This window comes from Bradyrhizobium sp. WSM1253 (assembly GCF_000244935.1).
Lineage (GTDB): Bacteria > Pseudomonadota > Alphaproteobacteria > Rhizobiales > Xanthobacteraceae > Bradyrhizobium > Bradyrhizobium canariense.
Genome location: NZ_JH600073.1, coordinates 4,056,140 through 4,075,476 on the forward strand (window position 1 = coordinate 4,056,140; position 19,337 = coordinate 4,075,476).

At 64.6% G+C, this 19,337-nt stretch carries 24 protein-coding genes and 2 tRNA genes; 3 read left to right on the forward strand and 23 right to left on the reverse strand.

From position 1 onward, the window contains the following. Positions 1–128 precede the first annotated feature (128 nt). The 9 genes from BRA1253DRAFT_RS20695 to BRA1253DRAFT_RS20735 form a co-directional block, all read right to left on the reverse strand. Positions 129–204, reverse strand: a tRNA-Phe gene (locus tag BRA1253DRAFT_RS20695). Between the two features lie 185 nt (positions 205–389). Continuing rightward, the gene (gene yacG, locus BRA1253DRAFT_RS20700) at positions 390–572 is read right to left on the reverse strand and encodes a DNA gyrase inhibitor YacG (RefSeq protein WP_007597555.1); all 183 of its coding nucleotides are present in this window, start codon (positions 570–572) and stop codon (positions 390–392) included. 155 nt (positions 573–727) lie between these two features. After that, complete coding sequence (locus BRA1253DRAFT_RS20705; protein ID WP_007597557.1) at positions 728–1,357, reverse strand: Maf-like protein; 630 nt, start codon at positions 1,355–1,357, stop codon at positions 728–730. A gap of 156 nt (positions 1,358–1,513) precedes the next feature. Beyond that, complete coding sequence (locus BRA1253DRAFT_RS20710) at positions 1,514–1,981, reverse strand: low molecular weight phosphatase family protein (protein WP_007597558.1); 468 nt, start codon at positions 1,979–1,981, stop codon at positions 1,514–1,516. A gap of 5 nt (positions 1,982–1,986) precedes the next feature. Further along, positions 1,987–2,484 (reverse strand): UPF0262 family protein, encoded by a 498-nt coding sequence (locus BRA1253DRAFT_RS20715; protein WP_007597559.1) that lies wholly within the window; start codon positions 2,482–2,484, stop codon positions 1,987–1,989. Beyond that, positions 2,481–3,776, reverse strand: a complete 1,296-nt coding sequence (gene hisD / locus BRA1253DRAFT_RS20720; protein ID WP_035993721.1) for a histidinol dehydrogenase — start codon at positions 3,774–3,776, stop codon at positions 2,481–2,483. Before hisD ends, BRA1253DRAFT_RS20715 begins: the two co-directional genes overlap by 4 nt. 152 nt (positions 3,777–3,928) lie before the next feature. After that, positions 3,929–4,366, reverse strand: a complete 438-nt coding sequence (locus BRA1253DRAFT_RS20725) for a DUF2948 family protein (protein ID WP_007597561.1) — start codon at positions 4,364–4,366, stop codon at positions 3,929–3,931. An 81-nt stretch (positions 4,367–4,447) separates the two neighbouring features. Further along, positions 4,448–5,107, reverse strand: coding sequence for an NAD(P)H-binding protein (locus BRA1253DRAFT_RS20730; protein ID WP_007597567.1), 660 nt, complete (start codon positions 5,105–5,107; stop codon positions 4,448–4,450). A 26-nt stretch (positions 5,108–5,133) separates the two neighbouring features. Next, complete coding sequence (locus tag BRA1253DRAFT_RS20735; RefSeq protein ID WP_007597568.1) at positions 5,134–6,072, reverse strand: SDR family oxidoreductase; 939 nt, start codon at positions 6,070–6,072, stop codon at positions 5,134–5,136. 83 nt (positions 6,073–6,155) lie between these two features. Between BRA1253DRAFT_RS20735 and BRA1253DRAFT_RS20740 the strand changes: the two genes are divergently transcribed. Next, entirely contained in the window at positions 6,156–6,809 is a 654-nt protein-coding gene (locus BRA1253DRAFT_RS20740) for a TetR/AcrR family transcriptional regulator (protein ID WP_035993724.1), read from the forward strand. Between the two features lie 6 nt (positions 6,810–6,815). Here the strand turns inward: BRA1253DRAFT_RS20740 and BRA1253DRAFT_RS20745 are convergent, their stop codons facing one another. The 5 genes from BRA1253DRAFT_RS20745 to BRA1253DRAFT_RS20765 all read right to left on the reverse strand — a co-directional run bounded on the left by BRA1253DRAFT_RS20745 (position 6,816) and on the right by BRA1253DRAFT_RS20765 (position 10,918). Beyond that, the gene (locus BRA1253DRAFT_RS20745) at positions 6,816–7,640 is read right to left on the reverse strand and encodes an alpha/beta fold hydrolase (RefSeq protein ID WP_007597570.1); all 825 of its coding nucleotides are present in this window, start codon (positions 7,638–7,640) and stop codon (positions 6,816–6,818) included. Between the two features lie 19 nt (positions 7,641–7,659). Continuing rightward, positions 7,660–8,169 (reverse strand): hypothetical protein, encoded by a 510-nt coding sequence (locus tag BRA1253DRAFT_RS20750; protein ID WP_007597572.1) that lies wholly within the window; start codon positions 8,167–8,169, stop codon positions 7,660–7,662. Between the two features lie 277 nt (positions 8,170–8,446). Continuing rightward, on the reverse strand, positions 8,447–8,755 hold the full coding sequence (locus tag BRA1253DRAFT_RS20755) for an EthD family reductase (RefSeq protein ID WP_007597575.1): 309 nt from the start codon (positions 8,753–8,755) through the stop codon (positions 8,447–8,449). Between the two features lie 216 nt (positions 8,756–8,971). Next, positions 8,972–10,678 carry an FAD-dependent oxidoreductase gene (locus BRA1253DRAFT_RS20760; RefSeq protein ID WP_035993727.1) on the reverse strand — a complete coding sequence of 569 codons (1,707 nt, stop codon included), beginning with the start codon at positions 10,676–10,678 and terminating at the stop codon, positions 8,972–8,974. A 27-nt stretch (positions 10,679–10,705) separates the two neighbouring features. Continuing rightward, a complete protein-coding gene (locus BRA1253DRAFT_RS20765; RefSeq protein WP_007597578.1) occupies positions 10,706–10,918 on the reverse strand; it encodes a hypothetical protein in 213 nt (70 codons plus the stop codon). Positions 10,919–11,233: 315 nt separating this feature from the next. On the opposite strand from BRA1253DRAFT_RS20765, the gene BRA1253DRAFT_RS20770 reads away from it, so the two are divergent. Beyond that, positions 11,234–11,308, forward strand: a tRNA-Thr gene (locus BRA1253DRAFT_RS20770). 730 nt (positions 11,309–12,038) lie between these two features. On the opposite strand, the gene BRA1253DRAFT_RS20775 is transcribed toward BRA1253DRAFT_RS20770, so the two are convergent. The 4 genes from BRA1253DRAFT_RS20775 to BRA1253DRAFT_RS20790 all read right to left on the reverse strand — a co-directional run bounded on the left by BRA1253DRAFT_RS20775 (position 12,039) and on the right by BRA1253DRAFT_RS20790 (position 14,229). Further along, on the reverse strand, positions 12,039–12,329 hold the full coding sequence (locus BRA1253DRAFT_RS20775) for a hypothetical protein (RefSeq protein WP_007597584.1): 291 nt from the start codon (positions 12,327–12,329) through the stop codon (positions 12,039–12,041). 99 nt (positions 12,330–12,428) lie between these two features. After that, a complete protein-coding gene (locus BRA1253DRAFT_RS20780) occupies positions 12,429–12,893 on the reverse strand; it encodes a Crp/Fnr family transcriptional regulator (protein WP_035993730.1) in 465 nt (154 codons plus the stop codon). Between the two features lie 191 nt (positions 12,894–13,084). Continuing rightward, positions 13,085–13,714, reverse strand: coding sequence for a ferric reductase-like transmembrane domain-containing protein (locus tag BRA1253DRAFT_RS20785; protein ID WP_007597586.1), 630 nt, complete (start codon positions 13,712–13,714; stop codon positions 13,085–13,087). Positions 13,715–13,725: 11 nt separating this feature from the next. After that, entirely contained in the window at positions 13,726–14,229 is a 504-nt protein-coding gene (locus BRA1253DRAFT_RS20790; RefSeq protein WP_007597587.1) for a hypothetical protein, read from the reverse strand. A 283-nt stretch (positions 14,230–14,512) separates the two neighbouring features. Here BRA1253DRAFT_RS20790 and BRA1253DRAFT_RS20795 point away from each other — a divergent pair, with 283 nt between their 5' ends. Further along, on the forward strand, positions 14,513–15,508 hold the full coding sequence (locus BRA1253DRAFT_RS20795; protein ID WP_035995312.1) for an LLM class flavin-dependent oxidoreductase: 996 nt from the start codon (positions 14,513–14,515) through the stop codon (positions 15,506–15,508). A 193-nt stretch (positions 15,509–15,701) separates the two neighbouring features. Here BRA1253DRAFT_RS20795 and BRA1253DRAFT_RS20800 read toward each other — a convergent pair whose 3' ends face one another. The 5 genes from BRA1253DRAFT_RS20800 to BRA1253DRAFT_RS20820 are packed head-to-tail and all read right to left on the reverse strand — an operon-like array spanning position 15,702 to position 19,335. Continuing rightward, on the reverse strand, positions 15,702–16,577 hold the full coding sequence (locus tag BRA1253DRAFT_RS20800) for an amidohydrolase (RefSeq protein WP_007597589.1): 876 nt from the start codon (positions 16,575–16,577) through the stop codon (positions 15,702–15,704). 12 nt (positions 16,578–16,589) lie between these two features. Beyond that, positions 16,590–16,982 (reverse strand): RidA family protein, encoded by a 393-nt coding sequence (locus BRA1253DRAFT_RS20805; RefSeq protein ID WP_007597590.1) that lies wholly within the window; start codon positions 16,980–16,982, stop codon positions 16,590–16,592. A gap of 24 nt (positions 16,983–17,006) precedes the next feature. Beyond that, positions 17,007–17,810 carry a 2-oxo-hept-4-ene-1,7-dioate hydratase gene (hpaH, locus tag BRA1253DRAFT_RS20810; protein ID WP_007597591.1) on the reverse strand — a complete coding sequence of 268 codons (804 nt, stop codon included), beginning with the start codon at positions 17,808–17,810 and terminating at the stop codon, positions 17,007–17,009. A 3-nt stretch (positions 17,811–17,813) separates the two neighbouring features. Continuing rightward, complete coding sequence (locus tag BRA1253DRAFT_RS20815; protein ID WP_007597593.1) at positions 17,814–18,674, reverse strand: fumarylacetoacetate hydrolase family protein; 861 nt, start codon at positions 18,672–18,674, stop codon at positions 17,814–17,816. A gap of 43 nt (positions 18,675–18,717) precedes the next feature. After that, positions 18,718–19,335 (reverse strand): flavin reductase family protein, encoded by a 618-nt coding sequence (locus tag BRA1253DRAFT_RS20820; RefSeq protein WP_007597595.1) that lies wholly within the window; start codon positions 19,333–19,335, stop codon positions 18,718–18,720. Positions 19,336–19,337: the final 2 nt, after the last annotated feature.

Consider the following 19,337-nt stretch of genomic DNA (forward strand, 5'->3'; position numbering starts at 1 on the left):
CGGCGGGCTGGACTTGATCGTACGTACACTTAGCGAGCGCTAGAGAGATAGATCTGCGAGGGCCTTCGCGCCGATATCTGGTGAATGTAGCCGTACGAATTGTGCCCCAGCGCACAAAATCGTGGATTTGGTGCCCAGGGGCGGAATCGAACCACCGACACTGCGATTTTCAGTCGCATGCTCTACCAACTGAGCTACCTGGGCGTGCTCCAAAGAGGGGCCAAAGCCCATCGAGCGGGCGGTTTATAGTGGGCTGAAGGCTGCCTGTCCACCCGGCTTCACCAAGAGGCTTCGCCGGGCGCGGCCCGGCTGTGCACAAGGTCGGGCGGGCTTGCTGGAGCTGGCGTGCTGCGCGGGCATCATTCACTTAGAATGTTGATATTACTTGTTTATTCTTCTCCATCCGCCTCGTCATCCCGGCCGGGGATGACGTAGGAGCCTTTCAGCCAGCGGTTCAGATCGACGTCGCGGCAGCGCGAGGAGCAGAACGGGCGGGTGGCCTCGGACTGCGGCTTGCCGCAGATCGGGCAGGTTTTGAGGGGGCTTGCGGGCTTTTTCACCTGGTCGTCCATAGGGTGCTCAGCTTGCACGAGGTGAGAGAGTTCAAGAGCCTGTCGCCAAAGGAGTTCCTCCGGCGGAAGTGCAGGCGTTCCGGCCAGATTCCCGCGGGGCAATTCTACTGTGCATGGGGTTGTTTTCGCGATTTTTACAGGAGCGGCTTGTCGGCTCAGACGGCGGTGGCATTGAGCCAGCCGAAGCGGATCGGGAAACCTTCGCCGCCAAGCAGCGTGGTGGTCTCGTAGAGCGGCAGGCCGACCACGTTGGTGTAGGACCCCACCATCTTGACCACGAACGACCCCGCGATGCCCTGCACGGCGTAGCCGCCGGCTTTGCCGCGCCATTCGCCGGAGCCGATATAGGCCTGGATGTCGTCCTCCGAGAGGCGCTTGAAGCGGACGCGGGTCTCGACCAGGCGCTGGCGGAAGGCCTCACGCGGCGTCACCAGGGTGATTGCGGTGTAGACGCGATGGTTGCGGCCCGACAGCAGCCGCAGGCACTGCGCGGCCTCGTCGACGAGATTGGCCTTGGGCAGGATGCGGCGGCCGACCGCCACCACCGTGTCGGCGGAGAGGATGAAGGCGCCGCGCAGCTCGTCGTCGAGCTGCACTGATTTGAGCGCCGCATCCGCCTTGGCCCGCGCGAGCCGGTTGGCGCAGGCGCGCGGCAGCTCGCCCCGCTTCGGCGTCTCGTCGACGTCGGCGGGCCGGAGCGCGTCCGGCTCGATGCCGGCCTGGTTGAGCAGCGACAGGCGCCGCGGCGAACCGGAGGCGAGAACGAATTTGGGGCGGCCGAGCATCGGGTGATTTGGGGAATGAAGCAGGGGGTGAATTGCGCGCGGAACCTATCGGACGGGGGCTGATTTCACAACCCGGGAACCCGGACTTTACTGATTCGACGGGTACGGGATGCGTGTGCCCGCAGTCTGTGACGCGGTTGTTACGGGCGCCGAATGCTACCCGTTCGCCGCGCCCACCTTCGAAAACCGCCGGCGGATGCGCATCAGGAGCTGGTCGCAGACGTCACGATAGGCAGCCAACTTCTGGTCGCGGCTGCCTTCCATGGTGGTGGGATCAAGCGTCGGCCAATACTCGACGTCGGCGGCAAGCGTCCGGGTCAGCTCCAGCGCCTTGTGATGCGCCTCCGGCGACAGCGTGATGATCAGGTCGAAATTCAGCCCCTCCCAATCCTCCAGCTCCTCGAAGGTCTGCGGCTTGTGGGTGGAGATGTCCTGGCCGAGCTCGGCCATCACGGACACCGCGAACGGATCGAGCTCGCCGCGCCTTGCGCCGGCTGACTTCACGTAGAGGCCTTGCGGAAACATGTGCCGCAGCAGGCTCTCGGCCATCGGCGAGCGCACGCTGTTCATGGCGCAAGCGAACAGCACCGATTGCGGATCGCGTGCGCGTGGCGGACCCGCCATCGCGCTTAACCCTTCCAGTGCAGGACAGTAATGAGCGTGAACAGCCGGCGCGAGGTCTCGAAATCGACCCGCACCTTGCCCTTCAGCCGCTCCTGCAGCGTGCGCGAGCCCTCGTCATGGATGCCGCGGCGGCCCATATCGATGGCCTCGATCTTGTCCGGCGTCGCCGTGCGGATCGCCTGGTAGTAGCTGTCGCAGATCATGAAATAGTCCTTCACGATCCGCCGGAACGGCGTCAGCGACAACAGATGCGCGACCACGGGCGTGCCGTCCTCACGGCGGATGTCGAACATCAGGCGGCTGCCGGTGATGCCGATATGCAGCGTGAACGGCCCTCTCCCGTCGGCGCCCTCCGGCGCGAACAGGTTCTGTTCGATCAAATCGTAGATCGCGATCGCGCGCTCATGCTCGATGTCGGGCCCGGAACGGCCGATCGAGTCCTCGTCGAGCGTGACGCCGACGATGCGATTGGTCGAGTCGTCCTGTTCGGGCGGCTGGGTCATGACAGGTTGAGGCGCAATCCAATCGAGCGCGAATGGGCATCTAGCCCCTCCGCCTTGCCGAGAATCATCGCGGCCGGACCGAGCGCACGCAGCTGATCCGGGCCGCATTTCAGGATCGAGGTGCGCTTGAGGAAATCGTGCACCGAGAGCCCCGACGAGAATCGTGCCGAGCGCGCCGTCGGCAGCACGTGGTTGGAGCCGCCGACGTAATCGCCAATCGCCTCCGGCGTGTGCGGCCCGAGGAACACGGCGCCTGCGTTGCGGATCCTTGCGGCGAGCGCGTCGGGATCATGCGTCATGATCTCGAGATGCTCGGCGGCAATCGCATCCGCGAGCGGAATGGCGTCATTGAGGCTCTGCACCATGATGATGGCGCCGAAATCGGCCCACGAGGCGCTGGCGATCGCAGCGCGCGGCAGCGTCTTCAACTGCGCCTCGACGGCCTTTTCGACGTCGGCGGCAAGGCGCGCGGAATCGGTAATCAGGATCGACTGCGCGCTGGAATCGTGCTCGGCCTGTGCCAGCAGGTCGGCGGCAATCCAGTCGGCATTGCCGGTGTCATCGGCGATGACAAGCACCTCCGAGGGACCGGCGATCATGTCGATCCCGACCTTGCCGAACACCAGCCGCTTTGCCGCGGCGACATACGCGTTGCCGGGTCCGACGATCTTGGCGACGGGCGCGATCGTCGCGGTGCCATGCGCGAGCGCGGCAACCGCCTGCGCACCGCCGACGCGATAGATCTCGGTGACGCCGCCAAGCTTTGCTGCCGCCAGGACCAGCGGGTTGAGCTTGCCGTCGGGCGAGGGCACCACCATGACGAGGCGCGCTACGCCCGCGACCTTTGCCGGCACCGCATTCATCAGCACCGAAGACGGATAGGCTGCAGTGCCGCCGGGCACGTAGAGGCCGGCGGATTCGATCGCGGTGTAGCGCCAGCCGAGCTCGACGCCGAGCGAATCGGTGAAACGCTCGTCCTTCGGCAGTTGCCGGCTGTGATAGGTCTCGATGCGATCGCGCGCGAGCTTGAGCGCATCCAGGGTCGCTGCGTCGCAGGCTTTCACCGCGGCCTCGATCTCGGCGGCGGTGACGCGCAGGCCGGATGCATTGAGCGTCAACCGGTCGAACTTTGCCGTGGCCTCGAGCAGGGCGGCATCGCCCCGCTTCGCCACGTCGTCGACGATGGCTCGCGCGGCCGCCTCGACGTCGGCCGAGGCCTCGCGCTTGGCGGCGAGGAAGGCCCCGAATCGCTGGTCAAAATCGGCGCTGCTGCGGTCGAGACGAACGGGCATCTTGGCTTCTAACTGGTTTTTGGGGGCGCGGTTTGGCTCACCAGGCCCCTGCTCAATGGCGCGGCGGGGAAGCTGCGTCAACCCTTGGGCCGGGCCGTTCCCCTCCGGCGTCGTCCTGGCGAAAGCGGAATGCGTGGCCTTGGCATGCCACTTCACCCCTCCCCTTCAGCCTCCAACCCCGCTCCCAGCTGATCCGCCCCCAGATCAGTCAGTTCGCATTCCAGGCATTCGACGTCGAGGCGGATGGCGCCGCCTTGGGCAAACAGGAGCAGCGCGCTCCCGCCGGGGGCGTCCTGGCCGTGGAATTCGATGCCGACGAGGTCCAGGACAGTGTCCGGCGCGTCGAGGTCGATGTTGCGCGACTTGCAGGCGAGCACGCGGTCGAAACGGAGGGCGGCGACCAGCCTGCGCGGCTCGGCCTCGCCGTCCAGCGTCTGCTCCCAGTCCAACCGGCTCATGCCGACGACCAGCCGCTTTTCGCTTTGCCGCCAGATGATGTCCGAGGGCTGCACGCGGGCGTCCTGGACGTGGGCCGAGATCACGGAGAGGTCGTCGGCGTCGAGTGCGATCAGTTTGAGCTGGGGAGACATCGACGGCGCTTTCTGCTTCGGGCGGACAGGGCTCAACGCGCGCGGGCGGCGAAATTTCCCTAGAACTAACGCCCCACTGGACTAGAGGCTATTGATATCCTCCATCTCCAGCACCTTTCGCGGATACCCCTCCCGCGCGACCCGGATCATCGCGCGGCCGATCTGCTCCGTCGAGGTGACGAGCCGCGGCGAGACCCGGCGCAGTACCGACCACAGTGGCCAACTTGCTGCATACACGGCCTGCACCCACGCGGTCTTGGAGCGGGCACCGTGGAGCGGTTGGATTGCACCGGGGCGGAACATGTAGGCCGCCTTGAACGGCAGCTTGAGCAGATCGTTCTCGGTCTTGCCCTTGATCCGCGCCCACATCCGCGAACCCTGCTCGGTGGAATCGGTGCCGGCGCCCGTGACATAGACGAATGTCATCTGCGGATTGAGCCGTGCCAGCGCGGTCGCCGCTGCGAGCGTGAGGTCATAGGTGAGATGGCGGTAGCGCTCCTCGCTCATGCCGATCGAGGAGACGCCGAGGCAGAAGAAGCAGGCATCGAAGCCGGTGAGCTGCGCTTCGATCGCCGAGTAGTCCGTGAAATCGCCGTGCGTGATCTCCGTGAGCTTGGCGTGGCGGACGCCGGTCGGGCTGCGGCCGACCACGAGCACGCGATCGATGCCGGCATCGATCAGGCATTCGCGCAAGACGCCCTGCCCGACCATGCCGGTCGCGCCGAAGATGATGATCTGCATCGGGACCTCCCCGACAGGCTCGCGGCTCATGCGGCGGCCGCGATCTCGTCGAAGGATATACCGGTCAACGTCGCCGAAACATCCCACAGCATGGCTGACGAGGCGAAATCCTTTGCATGCGGCATGACCTTCGCCGGCCGCGGCGGCCCTTTCAATTCGAAGAACCAGTTGGGACCATAGTAGCCGCCCGGCTCTGCTGCCGGCGAGGTCGCCGCCAACAAAGTCGGCAGCGCGCCTTCCGCGGCAGACTGGCTGATGAAGGGCTGCAGCCACCGGCTCACACGCCACTGGAACGTGTTCGCACCCGGACCGTTCGAAATCAGATCGGTCCGCGCGTAGCCGGGATGTGCGGCAAGGCTCGTCAGACCCCAGCCTGCGGCGAGGCTGCGGCGCTGCAATTCCAGCGAAAACATCAGCATCGCCAGCTTGGACTGGCAATAAGCCCGCCACGGACGATAGGAATGCTTAGCCTGCAGATCGTCGAAATTGATCGCCCCGGAGCGGTGCGCAAGGCTCGAGAGGTTGACGACCCGAGCCGCCTTCGCCCGGCGAAGCTGCGGCAACAGCCGCGCCGTCAGCGCGTAATGACCGAGATAATTGGTGCCGAGCTGCATCTCGAAACGATCCGCCGTCTGCTGCCGCGTTGGCAGCGCCATCACGCCGGCATTGTTGACGAGCAGGTCGATCTGCTCGTTGCTGGCGGCGAAGCGCCTGGTAAAATCGGCGACGGAAGCGAGGCTGGCGAGGTCGAGATGCTCGTAGGCGATCAGCGCATTGGGAAAGCGCTCGCAAATGCCCTCGATCGCGCGCAGGCCCTTTGCCTCGTTGCGTCCGGTGAGTATGACAATGGCACCGGCGCCCGCCAGCGCCATCGCCGTCTCGTAGCCGAGGCCGCCCGTCGCTCCGGTCACGACGGCAGTCTTGCCGCTGAGGGAGGGGATGTCTGCCGTGGTCCAGTCGGTCATGCCATAGCTCCGTCGGGGCTGGGAAAGGCCCCGCGACGGGTCTAAATGTGCACTGGGTGCAACTTTGCAAGTGGTGAAGTGATTTGAAGCTTTCGAAAGTCGCCGGGAAATCAGTCAACAGGCGCACCAAGCCATTGCCGGCAGGAGCAAAATCCGCCGATGGCACCGGCCTGCGCCAGCGCAAATTGCAAGCGACCCGCGAGCGGTTGACCCGCGCCGCGATGGCGCTATTCCTGGAGCGCGGTTTCGAGGCCACGACCATCGACGATATTGCGGCCGCGGCGGACGTGTCGCGACGCAGCTTCTTCCATTATTTCGCCTCGAAAGAGGACGTGGTCGCGGCTTGGCAGGAAGGCGCCGCCGCCGCGCTGGTCGCGGAGGTCGTGGCGCGGCCGGCGGGCGAAACCATGCTGACGGCGGCGGAGAACGCGATCGCGGCGGCGCTCAAGCGGATCGATCCGGCGGAGGCTGCGGCCATGTCGCGGCTCAAGCGCGATAATCCCGCGCTTCGGGCGCGCGACCAACTCAAATACGAGAAGCTCGAGCGGGCGCTGGCCGAAGGGCTCGCCCAGCGCGCCAGAACCAAATCGGACCAGCTGAAGGCGCGGCTCGTCGCCATGATCGCCACCGGCGCGATGCGCGTCGGCGGCGAGAGCTGGATCGCCGGAGGAGCGCCGGAGAAGCCGGAAGCTTTCGTCAAGCGCACCTTCGACGCGATCAGGGCGATATTGGCGTGAGGCCGCTCACTCCCTAAAGAACGCCAACAGGTCCGCGTTGATGGTCTCGGCGTGCGTCGTCGGCATGCCGTGCGGAAAACCCTTGTAGGTCTTCAGCGTACCGTTCTTGAGCAGCTTGGCCGACAGCGGCGCGGAGTCGGCGTAAGGCACGATCTGGTCGTCGTCGCCGTGCATCACCAGCACCGGCACATTGATCTTCCTCAAGTCCTCGGTGAAGTCGGTCTGCGAGAACGCGACGATGCCGTCATAATGGGCCTTCGCGCCGCCCATCATGCCCTGGCGCCACCAGTTCTGGATCACCGCTTCCGACGGCTTTGCGCCGGGACGATTGTAGCCATAGAAGGGGCCGGCCGCGATGTCGCGGTAGAAGCTGGCGCGGCCGGCAGCGAGCTGCACCTGGAAATCGTCGAACACGCTCTTCGGCAGGCCGCCGGGGTTGGCCGCAGTCTGCAGCATCAGCGGCGGCACCGCCGAGAGGATCGCGGCCTTCGCCACCCGGCTCTCGCCGTGGCGCGCGATGTAATGCACCACTTCGCCGCCGCCGGTGGAGTGGCCGACATGGATCGCGTTCTTGAGATCGAGATGGGCCGTCACGGCCGCGAGATCATCGGCATAATGATCCATGTCGTGGCCGTCGGCGACCTGCGACGAACGGCCATGGCCGCGACGGTCGTGCGCGATGACGCGATAGCCGTGCGTCACGAAGAACATCATCTGCGCGTCCCAGTCGTCGGCCGACAGCGGCCAGCCGTGGCTGAACACGATCGGCTGGCCCGAGCCCCAGTCCTTGTAGAATATCTCGACACCGTCCTTGGTGGTGATGGTGGGCATTGTCAGGCTCCTTGAATGATCAGGCGAACGCCATCGGCCTGAAGCGGCGCCAGGCGCCGATGGTGAGCACCACGAAGAACACCAGCACGAGGCCCTGCACCACCGCGAACACGGGGCCTCCGGGCGGCGCCGGCGCCACGGCGGGTGCGAGCGCGGCGAGCGCCGGCACCTTCAGGAACGACTGGATCACCAGCACGAAGACATTGAAATACAGCGAGATCATCGCGGTCACGATGTAGACCGGACGCCAGACGCCAGCGAGCTTCATGCCGTACAGCGCGATGCAGGCGATCGCGAGCAGCACCAGCGAGATGATGCCGATGATATGCGACGGCAGCAGCTCCTTGAACGGAAACAGGAAGCCGGTGGCGCTGGTGAGGATCGTAAACGCTAAGAAAATCGCGGTGAGGCCCGGCATCGACTTCGAGCCGAGCAGGCCGAACATCACGACGAGGCCGGCGGCAATGCCGATCAGGCTGATGATGACATGAACCAGCGTGAAGGCGGGCAAGCTCAACCCAAGAACCATGACATCTCTCCTACTCTCTGCATCGAGTTCGGGATTGATATTACGGTCCTCATCGGATTGCCACACGCGCTGGTGTCACACATGCGTGCGCAGCCAAGCGTCATCGTGCGAATCGAAAAACGCATGGCTGAATTTTTTGCAACGCTGTCACGAACGACGACAGTTTGTAGTGCGTAGCCCGGATGGAGCGATAGCGTAATCCGGGATTTTCGCATGCAAATGCAGTGGCCCCGGATTACGCTGCGCTCCATCCGGGCTACACGACGAAAGTCGCGGCTCACACTTCCTTGGTATCGAAGATCAACAGGTCGGCGCCGCCAGTGGCGAATTTCGGCACGTCGCCGGCGGCCGCCTTGCCTGCTTCGCTGCCGAAAGCCGACTGGATGGCGGCGACGTTGTCGAAGGTGAGAATGGCGACGAGGTGAATTCCGGAAGGTCCGGCGGGGGAGCCGACCGTGCCCGTGCTCACGGCGTATTTCTTCAAGCCGGGAAGTTTCTTGGCGAGCGGGATGTGAGTCTCGGCATAATGCTTGTCGAAGGCGGCAGCATCCTTGGGCGTCTTGTAGAGCACGACGAGTTCAGCCATTTAGTCCTCCCGTTGAAATTTGTTCTGTTAGATCCTCATGGTGAGGAGCGTGCGAAGCACGCGTCTCGAACCATGAAGGCCCGGCTTTGGCAGCTGGGCCTTCATCCTTCGAGACGCGGCCTGCGGCCGCTCCTCAGGATGAGGGGAGATAGTCACGCATCACCCGGCAAGATGGCAAGCCAGATTCGGCTTGCCGTCCGCTCGTCTTCTGCTTGACTAAAGCGCCGGTTTTGCGGCGTCGCCGAGGAAGCCGTGCAGGGAGGCCACGACCTGCGCGCCTTCGCCGATGGCGCCGCCGACGCGCTTGACCGAGCCGGAGCGGACGTCGCCGACCGCGTAGACGCCGGGCACCGAGGTCTCCAGCGGCGCCACCAGTCGGCCCTGGTTCTGCTCGGACTGCGCGCCCGTGACGACGAAGCCGCCGCGATCGAGCGTCACGCCGCAGCCGTCGAGCCAATTGGTGGCGGGATCGGCGCCGACGAACAGGAAGAGATTGCGGATATCCGCGAAATCCTCGTCATCAGACAGCCGGCTCTTCCAGCGGATGCGCCGCAGTAGCGAGGCCTCGTCGCCTTCGAGCGCCGTGATCTCGGTGTTGAACATCAGTTCGATGTTCGGCGTGGCTTCGATGCGCTCGATGAGATAGCGCGACATGCTGGCGCCAAGCCCGCCGCCGCGGATGATCATCAGCACTTTCTTGGCGTGCCCCGACAGGAAAACAGCGGCCTGCCCCGCGGAGTTGCCAGCACCGACCAGCGCCACCTCTTCGCCGGCGCACAGCTTCGCCTCGACCGGCGAGGCCCAATACCAGACGCCACGCCCTTCGAACTTGTCGAGGTTCTCGATCTCGGGCCGGCGATAGCGCGCGCCGCTTGCGACCACCACCGCGCGCGAATGCAGCGGGTCGCAGCCGTCAAGCGCCACCGAAAACGCGCCGTCCTTGCGCGTGCAGTCGAGCGACTTCACCGTCACCGGGATCATGATCTCCGCGCCGAACTTTTGCGCCTGGTTGAAGGCGCGCGCGGTCAGGGCTTGGCCGGAAATGCCGGTCGGAAAGCCGAGATAGTTTTCGATGCGCGCGCTGGCGCCGGCCTGGCCGCCGAAGGCGCGGGTGTCGAGCACGGCGACCGAGAGGCCTTCTGACGCGGCATACACGGCGGTAGCGAGCCCGGCCGGCCCGGAGCCGACGATCGCGACGTCGTAGATGCGGTCGTTGCGCGGGCCGCCGATCATGCCGATCGCGCGCGCAAGCTCGGTTTCGCCGGGATTGCGCAGCACCGCACCATCGGGGGTGACGACCAGCGGCCAATCGTCCGGCTTGGGCGAATAACGCGCGATGACATCGGCGGCGTCGCGATCGCGCGCGGGATCGAGCAGATGATGCGGCTGACCGTTGCGGGTGAGGAAGCCCTGCAACCGCACCACGCCTGCCGAATGCGACGGACCGATCAGCACCACGCCGCCAACGCCGCCCTGGAGCAGATTGACCCGGCGCAGAATCAGCGCGCGCATGATGCGCTCGCCGAGTTCAGCCTCGGCGACCAGCAGCGCGCGCAGCCGCTCCGGTGGCAACAGCAGCGTCTCGACATCGCCTTCGGCGCGGCCGTCGACCAGCGCCGGCCGTCCCGAGAGCTGGCTCAACTCGGCCAAAAATTGCCCCGGCCCCTGGTCGATCAACGGGGTGACATGGCCAAGGCCGTCGCGCTGGGTGATGGCGACGTGGCCCTTCAGCACGACGAACATGCCCGGCCCGGGCTTGCCGGTCTCGAACAGGAATTCCCCATCGGCGTAGTTGCGGACCTCACCGAAATGCCTCATCCGCTCGATCTCGGCTGATGTCAGCGCCGGAAAGGTCTGCTCAGGGCGGGTGAACCGCGACATCTGCGCGTCACCGTCGGGTCGTTGCTGCTCGTCCTGCCCCATTGCCACGGCCATGCACTCCAAAAAATTCTAGTCGCCGGTCTTGTCGGCTATCTTGCCGGCGGTCCCCTCATTTAGGGAATCATCTTCGTTCTGCGAGGGGCCGCCACTTGCGGCCCGTTCGCGCGCCTGCATCTTTCGCCGCTTCAGGTTTTCGCGCAGCGCCGATTTGAGCCGGTCGTCGCGGGATGCCCTCGCCTGTCTGGAGTCCTGCTTCGTACTCTTGTCGTTCTGGTCTGCCATCGAGGTCCATTACAGCGATCGGCGATAACATGCCCGAGGAATAAGGCAGCTCAAGAGGGCCGCGCGATCCGATCGTGCGAAAATCGAAATGGATCGAATCCGGCGCATCGGGCAACTGGCCAGTTGGGTGGGGATATCGGAACCGAATCCGCGGAAAGTCGGCCGTTTCGAGCCAAAACAGGCATTTTGGCCCCGATATCGACCCGATTTTATCGCTTTGGCGGAGCTAGCAAGCTTGCACAGGAGGGGGGCTTGTGGCAGATATCGGCCCGCTTGGTAGGCCCCTCGTGGCGGCCGATTCTTACCCCAGCACATGCTGCCGTAGCTCAGTGGTAGAGCACTCCATTGGTAATGGAGAGGTCGACAGTTCAATCCTGTCTGGCAGCACCATTCCCTCGCTCAAATCGCACATGAAGCAGCCTTCTCGCGGCACCAAATGCCCGAGTTTTGCTTTTTTCGTAGCCCTCCTCTGTGAAGAGGGCGCAGGGAAGACCGGGTGCCGGCTGGCACCCGCGGTCCGCTGCGCAAAGATGTAGCGCAAAGAGACCGCACAGCAGCATACAGGTGACGCCGAACACTCGGCCTTCCCTGCGCAGTGGGTTGACGGCTTATGCCGCGCTCTCCCCGGCGACGAGTTCCTTTTTGTCACCGTCGCCTTGCGAATTGACGATGGACAAAGACCCGGTAGAGCCCCGATCCATCTCCGCAAGGCTTGACCGTAGCAACGACGGCCAGGACCACACGATTTTGCCGTACGCAGCGATCCGGCTTCGCCAAGAGGCTTCGCCGGACACGTCCTGCTTCGCCCAAAAGGGCTTCGCAGGGCGTTGGCGCCGTTCGTCCGCACGCTAGACAAGACCTCACGAGGTTCATCTCGCCCTGGTCCCCGCCTTCGTGCCCGACACTGCTGCGTCCACCGCACCCCGATCCACGTTCGTTACGACGGACGATCGCCCCTCTCCCTGGACCGGGATGGCGGATTGATACTGCGATTCCGAATTTCGGTAAAGTGGAATATTTTTGTGAGGGAGGGTTGGCGGGGCTTTGCGGGAGGCGGGTGTTTTGCCCGACGGGTCAGATTGGCATGACCGACGTTAGCCTTAGGCGGCCATGGCGGGCGTTATTGGGAATCGTCTTCATCTGATGCGAGTGCAGCGCGAACAACGTCGCCCAGGTCTATGCTGAGGCGCGCTCTCGCTTCATTTTTGTCTTCAGCTTGCACCACGTACGACACTTTCGGCAGAACGATAGTGAGAACTCTTACGACGGCTCCTAGTTCTGCTTCTTGCTCATCGCTAAACGGATCGTTGACTGAGGCCAATTTCTTCATTCTCTCGAAGATACCGGGAGTGTGGTCCTCTAAGGCAGCAACGGCTTCCTGTATCTGCTCGTCGGTATAGAACGTGCCCATGAAAACATCTCAGCTCGTAGGATGGGTAGAGCGCAGCGAAACCCATCGAGGCCTCGTTCGGTGACGAAATATGATGGGTTTCGCAGTGCTCTACCCATCCTACGCACTGTGCCCGGTAAACCGATCATCAGACCGGCGAAGCCGTCGGCATAGCTCGCGATTAATGTTTTGCAGGATGATCACATAGGCGTGGATATCGGCCTTGTAGCAGGCGTAGAGCTTCTGGGCCGTCAACTCGTAAAGCACGGTCGGACTCTCCGCGACCACCGTGGCGGATCGATTCTGCATTTCGATCAGCGTCATCTCGCCGAAGAAATCCCCGGGCTCGAGAACTGAAATCGGAATGACGCTCCCCGCATTCGCCCGCTTGCTCACCGCCAGCCGGCCGGACTTGACGATGAACAGCGAGCGTCCGGGTTCGCCCTCCGTCACGACGGTTGCTCCGGTATCAAATCGGCACTCGACCAGCATCGACATCAGGAGATCGAGACTTTGATCCGGGATACCGCCGAAGAACGGTGTGGCGAGCAGGAATGCTTTCAGGTCGGGGACACTGACGGCCATCACGGGAGGATAATCTTCACCGCCTTCCGCGGCAAGCAGAGGAGACATCGGTACGATGCTCAACGTGTTGGAACAAGGCGGTCAGCGAAAATTTCGTAGCTCTTAGGGTGGGCAAAGCGAAGCGTGCCCACCAACCACTATTGATAGATAGATGGTGGGCACGGCGCTACGCGCCTTTGCCCACCCTACGCTTACTGCCGCGCAACACTCTCGCCGCGGAGCGTCCGCTTTCGCCTGAGATCAACCATCACCTTGACGGTCGCCGCAAGCACAGCTGCGCACAGCACTGCCTTCGAGATCGTCTCCATCGTCCCCTCGATCAGCAGGCAATGGGCGACGCTGGCCGCTACGATGATGATCGCGAGGGGAATATGGACGATGCGCCAGGTGCGCAGCCGCAATCCCAATCGCCGGCGCAGTAGCGCCAGAAGCGCGACGGTGAAGATGGCCCACATCGCGGTCACGCCGAAGGGGGAGAACGGCGTCGGTGAGGTATAGGTCAGGGCGTCGATCATATCGGGCGGGCTGGTGATCCAGAGGCCGGCGACGTGGATCACCACCGCCAGAGCAAGCGCGCCGCCGATCCAGTGATGGGCGCGCCGGCCGCGATAGGCCGACAGTCCCGGCAGATATCCGCCGATCAGCAGGGGCTGAACGAGGACAAGACCCAGAGCAATCATCCCGGCAAAGCCGGCGAGGATGTAGACCGGGCCGCGCCATGCAAGTTGCTCGCTTCCGGCAGCGAACGCGATCGGCACGCCAATGGCCAAGGCGAGGGCGACCCAGATCAGGCTCGCCCGGGCCGATCTCCGCCCCTTCATTTGCAATGCGATCAGGCCGGCTGCAGGACGAAGTGCGCTTCCAGGCTGGTTTCTTTTGCGCTCCGCATCACCGGACGCAGAAACACGGTTTTGAAGTCGCCGCTGTCATAGGCGAGATGTCCATGCGGCTGGCCGAAAATCGGAATGATCTGCGGCATCTCGAGCCGGAACTTGCCGTCCTTGTCGGTGAGCGTGGCGCCATGGCTTTGCGGCTCGTGCTCCTGCCCTTCGGTGGTGTGCGCCCAGATCTGGATGCGTTGGGCTGCGAGCGGCGCGCCGTCGCCGGCGCGGCGCACGGTACCGCTCATCCAGAAGCCGCCCTTGCCGATCCGCTCCACGATCGCTGCGCCCTTGCGGTAATTGTTCGCGCCGCCCGACATCGTCTCGGTCGGCGCGAGGCCGTCCGCACGGGCAGGCAACAGCAGGCCGGGAACGCCGGTTGCCAAAATCCCGGTGGCGACGATCGAGCCGCCAGCGGCAAGGAGGTTGCGGCGATTGAGTAGGACCGTGGTCATGTCGGTTCCTCCTGCAACAGAGCAGTGGCTCCGGGAATGGTACAACAACAGACGCGAGACGCCCAGTTGGGGCGAGGGGTGGAACGGGGCGCGATGACGGTGTTGTGAATGGGGTTTAGGCCGCTCGAACAGCTTCGTAGGATGGGTAGAGCGAAGCGAAACCCATCGAGCCTTGTTCGATGAAGACGCATGATGGGTTTCGCTGCGCTCTACCCATCCTACGCGCCGACACTACATGTATTCTCAGCCGCCGCGCGTCATCCTCCTCCACTTCGGTACCGAAATGATCCCCTTCTCCGTGCTCGACCTCGCGCCCATCCGCCAGGGTGGCGACGCGTCACAAGCGTTCCGCAATTCGCTCGATCTCGCCCGGCACGCCGAAGGTTGGGGCTACAAACGGTTCTGGCTGGCCGAGCATCACAACATGACGGGCATCGCGAGCGCGGCGACGTCGGTGGTGATCGGGCATGTCGCGGGCGGCACCAAAACCATCCGCGTCGGCTCCGGCGGGATCATGCTGCCGAACCATTCACCGCTGGTCATCGCCGAGCAGTTCGGCACGCTGGCCTCGCTCTTTCCCGGGCGGATCGATCTTGGGCTCGGCAGGGCGCCGGGCACCGACCAGTTCACCGCACGCGCGCTGCGCCGCGATCTCGCCACCAGCTCCGAGAATTTTCCGCAGGACGTGCTGGAGTTGCAGGCGCTGCTCGGCGACGTCAAGCCGAACCAGACCATCCGCGCCGTGCCGGGCATGGGGACGAAGGTGCCGCTGTGGATCCTGGGATCCAGCACCTTTGGCGCGCAGCTCGCAGGCATGCTCGGTCTGCCGTTCGCGTTCGCCTCGCATTTCGCGCCGCAGATGATGATGCCGGCGCTGCGCGAGTATCGCGCGCGGTTCGAGCCGTCGGCGCAGCTGGACAAGCCCTATGCAATGGTCGGCGTCAACGTGTTCGCCGCCGATAGCGAGGCGGACGCGCAACGCATGTTCTCCTCGCTGCAGCAGCAGTTCATCAATCTTCGCCGCGGCACGCCCGGCCCGCTGCCGCCACCGGTCGACGACATGGACGCGCTGTGGTCGCCGGCGGAAAAGGCCATGGTCGGGCAGTCGCTGTCCTGCTCGGCGGTCGGCTCGCCTGACATGGTCGAAGCGAAGCTGAAGGCGCTGATCGCCGATACCGGCGCGGACGAACTGATGACCACGGGCCAGATCTACGATCACGCTGCGCGACTGCACTCGTTCGAGATCGCGGCTGGGGTAAGGGACCGGCTGGCGGGGTGAGCGGGCGCGATTGTTGCGACAGTGAAGGTGCGCTCCCTCCCCCGCCTGCGGGGGAGGGTTGGGGAGAGGGTGTTTCCGCGATGGGACAATCTCCCAGAGGAGAGAGCCCTCACCCCAGCCCTCTCCCGCAGGCGGGAGAGGGAGCGCACCGCGTTTGTTGCGAGCCTCGAGCCCCAAATCCAGAAAGCAGCCCCTAATCCGGAAAGCCGAACAGCTTGGCCGGATTGTGCACCAAAATCTTCTCAAGCTCCGCCTGATCAGGCGCGTAGCGGTACATCAGCTCGAGCAGATCGGCGTCGTTGGGCGGCTGCTTGACCGAGACCGGATGCGGCCAGTCGCTGGCCCAGACGCAGCGGTCGACTGCGGCCTCGATATAGGCGCGCGCGATCGGGATGACGTCGTCGTAAGGCGGCCCGAGCTTCGAGGTCTTCTCGCCGAGCGACAGCATCACCCAGAAATTGCCCTTGGCGAGCAGTTCGAGCATCTTGCGCAAATTCGGATCGTTCCTGCCGGCTTCCGGATCGGGACGCGCCATGTGGTCGATCAGCACGGGCACGTCGAGATTCTCGTATTTGGCGACGCTGGAGACGATGCCGTCCTTCTCGGGCTGGATCTTGACGTACCAGCCGAGCTCGCGGATGCGGGCAATCGCGCGGAGGAAATCGGCATCCGACAGCACGGCGCCGAGCTCCTGGCGGAAGCTGAAGCGCGCGCCGCGGACACCTGCATCATGCAGCTTGGCGAGATAAGTGTCGTTCGCCTCCGCGAACACCAGCGCGTTGGCGCAGCCGCGATAGTTCGGGCCCATCGCGGCGAGACCGTCGAGCACGACGGCATGATCGGCGCCGTAGGTGGTGGTCTGCACGATGATGCCGCGCTCGATGCCGAGCGTCTTGTGCACGCGCAGCGCCGCTTCCCAGGTCGCGGTCGGCATCCGATAGGCCGCGCCGGGACGTTCCGGATATTTGTCGATGGGGCCGAGCACGTGAAACTGGCTGTCGACGGTTTTGGGCGGCGGCGCCTTGACCGGGCGGCGCGGGTTCGGGTCGAACGGCAGATAGGTCGGCATACGCAAACTCCTTTAGTCGATCATTGCGGTGAAGTCGCACTGCACCAGCGCGCCGCCGTCCATATTGTCCATCGGCAGCGCGTGGCGCGCCGGGCGCGAATGCTCGTCCGGGAACATCTTCAGCCACTCGACGTTGACCGGGCCGCGCTGCGTACGGTCCTTCAGCCACACCGTCATCTTGATGATGTCGTCGGTGGTGCCGCCGGCGGCCTCAACGGTCGCCTTCATATGGGCGAACATGTTGGCGCATTGGGCATCGAGGCTCTCGGGCATCGCGCCGGCGGCATCGCGGCCGAGGATGACGCCTGACATCACGAGATTGCCGATGCGGCAGGCGTTCGGAATCGGGTTGGCGTGCTTGAAGCCGCCGATGTGGATGCTCTTGCGCCGCGTTTGGCCTGTCATGATGCGCTCCCGTTTATTGTTGGTTCAGACGAACTGGCAGGACACCGAGCCGAACGCGCCGTAGTCGGCATGAAACGTGTCGCCGCGGCGGATATCGACCGGACGCGTGAACGACCCCGCCAGCACCACCTCGCCGGCGGCGAGATGCTCGTCATGCGGCGCGAGGCGGTTGGCGAGCCAGGCGATGCCGTTGGCGGGATGATTGAGCACGCCGGCCGCAAGCCCGGTCTCCTCGACCTCGCCGTTGCGGAACAACAGCGCGCCGATCCAGCGCATGTCCGCGTCCATCGGGCGGAACGGCCGGCCGCCGAGCACCAGCGCGGCATTCGCCGCGTTGTCCGAGATCGTGTCCATCACCTTTCGCGCCTTGCCGGTGTCGGGATCGACGCGGTGCATGCGCGTCTCCAGGATCTCCAGCGCCGGGGTGACGTAGTCGGTGGCGTTGAGCACGTCGAAGATGGTGCAATCCGGCCCGCGCAGCGGCGCCTTCAGCACGAAGGCGAGCTCGACCTCGATGCGCGGCGCGTGAAAACGGTCGAACGGAATCGGCGTGGCATCGGCATAGAACATGTCGGCGAACAGCACGCCGTAATCCGGCTCGGAAATGCCGACCGCGTTCTGCATCGCCTTCGAGGTCAGGCCGATCTTGTGGCCCTTGATAACCCGGCCGCGTCCGAGCTGGAGTTTTGTCCAGGCGCGCTGAACGGCATAGGCATCCTCGATGCTGAAATCGGGATAGTCTTTGGTGAACATCGTGATCAGCGTCTTGGTGCGCTCGGCCTCGTCAAGGCGCGCGGCAAGGCGTTCGATCGTGGCGGTGTCCAGCATGGTTTAACTCTCCGCCGCGACGGTGTTGCGCAGCACGCCGATGCGGCTGGATTCGACCTCGACGACATCGCCGACTTTCAGCCAGCGCGGCGGGTCGAAGCGGGCGCCGGCGCCGGTCGGCGTGCCTGTCACGATCATGTCGCCGGGCTTGAGAGTGGCGAACGTGGAGAGATAGGAGATCAGAAAGTCGAACGGAAACATCAGCCGCTCGGTGGTGTCCTGCTGCCGGACCTCGCCGTTGACGCGCGTGACGATGTCATGAGGGCCGCGCGGATCGAGCTCGTCCGACGTGACGATCCACGGACCGATGCTGCCGGAGCGGTCGAAATTCTTGCCTTGCGTGACATTGAACTTGCCGTGGCGCAGCCAGTCGCGGATCGTGCCCTCGTTGCACAGCGTCATGCCGAAAATGTGTGACCAGGCCTTTTCGCGCGGAATGTGACGGCCGCCCTGCCCGATCACGATGACGAGTTCGCCTTCATAATCGAGCTGATCGGATACCGTGGGCTTCTCCAGCGGCTGACCGGAGCCCGTCATCGAGGACATGCTGCGCACGAACAGGCTGGGATATTTGGGCAGGTCGGAGCTGTCTTTATACTCGGCATTGCGCTCGGCATAATTGACGCCGATGCACCAGAGCTTTTCCGGCGCCAGCACCGGCGGAAGCAGCACGAGCTCGTCGAGCGCATAATCCGGCTTTTGTCCGGCGACGGCTTCCTGCGCGTCGGCCAGCGCATTGGCTGCGATCAGCGCCCTCAAATCGGAGAAGTCGCGGCCGACCCGCCGGGTCAGATCGACGACACCGCCTTCGATGGCGGCACCATAGTGCGGCTCTCCGTCCACGAGATAACTCACGAGTCGCATGGTCGTTCTCCAATGGTCTTGAGGCGCGCGCGGCGCAGCGCGCTCAGTCTTTCGATTTGGGAGTCTGGAACACGCCGCGCAGCGTCACGATCTCGCCGAGCCGGGCGTAGCGCGGTCCGCCGATGCGCGCGATCGGATCGAGCGCCGCGGTTTCGACCTTGCCGTCGTTCACGAGGCCGTCGCGGAGGTGGAACATCACGACTTCGCCGACGATCAGGCGGCTGCGGGCGTCGCCGAATTCCAGGCACTGCCGGAAGCGGCATTCCATCGCAACCGGTGCAATGCTGAGCCGCGGCACCTTGATGCGCTCGCTCGGGAGCGTCTCGAGGCCAAGCTCCGCGACCTCGCTGATCTCAGGCGGATGCTCTACCGACGAGTCGTGCACGGCCTGCATCAGCGGGGTATCGGCGATGTGGATCACATATTCCTCGGTGTCGAGAATGTTGTGCGCGGTGTCCTTGTAGTCGGCGCCCTTGCGGCCGACGCTGATGGCCAGCATCGGCGGCTTCTGCGAGACGAAGGTGAAGGCGCTGAACGGCGCGAGGTTGAGCACGCCTGCGCGGGACAGGCTCGTCACCCAGGCGATCGGACGCGGCACCACGATGCCGGTCATCAGCCGGTAGATGCGCTCGGCGCCGAGCTCGGTGGGGTCGATCCGCATCG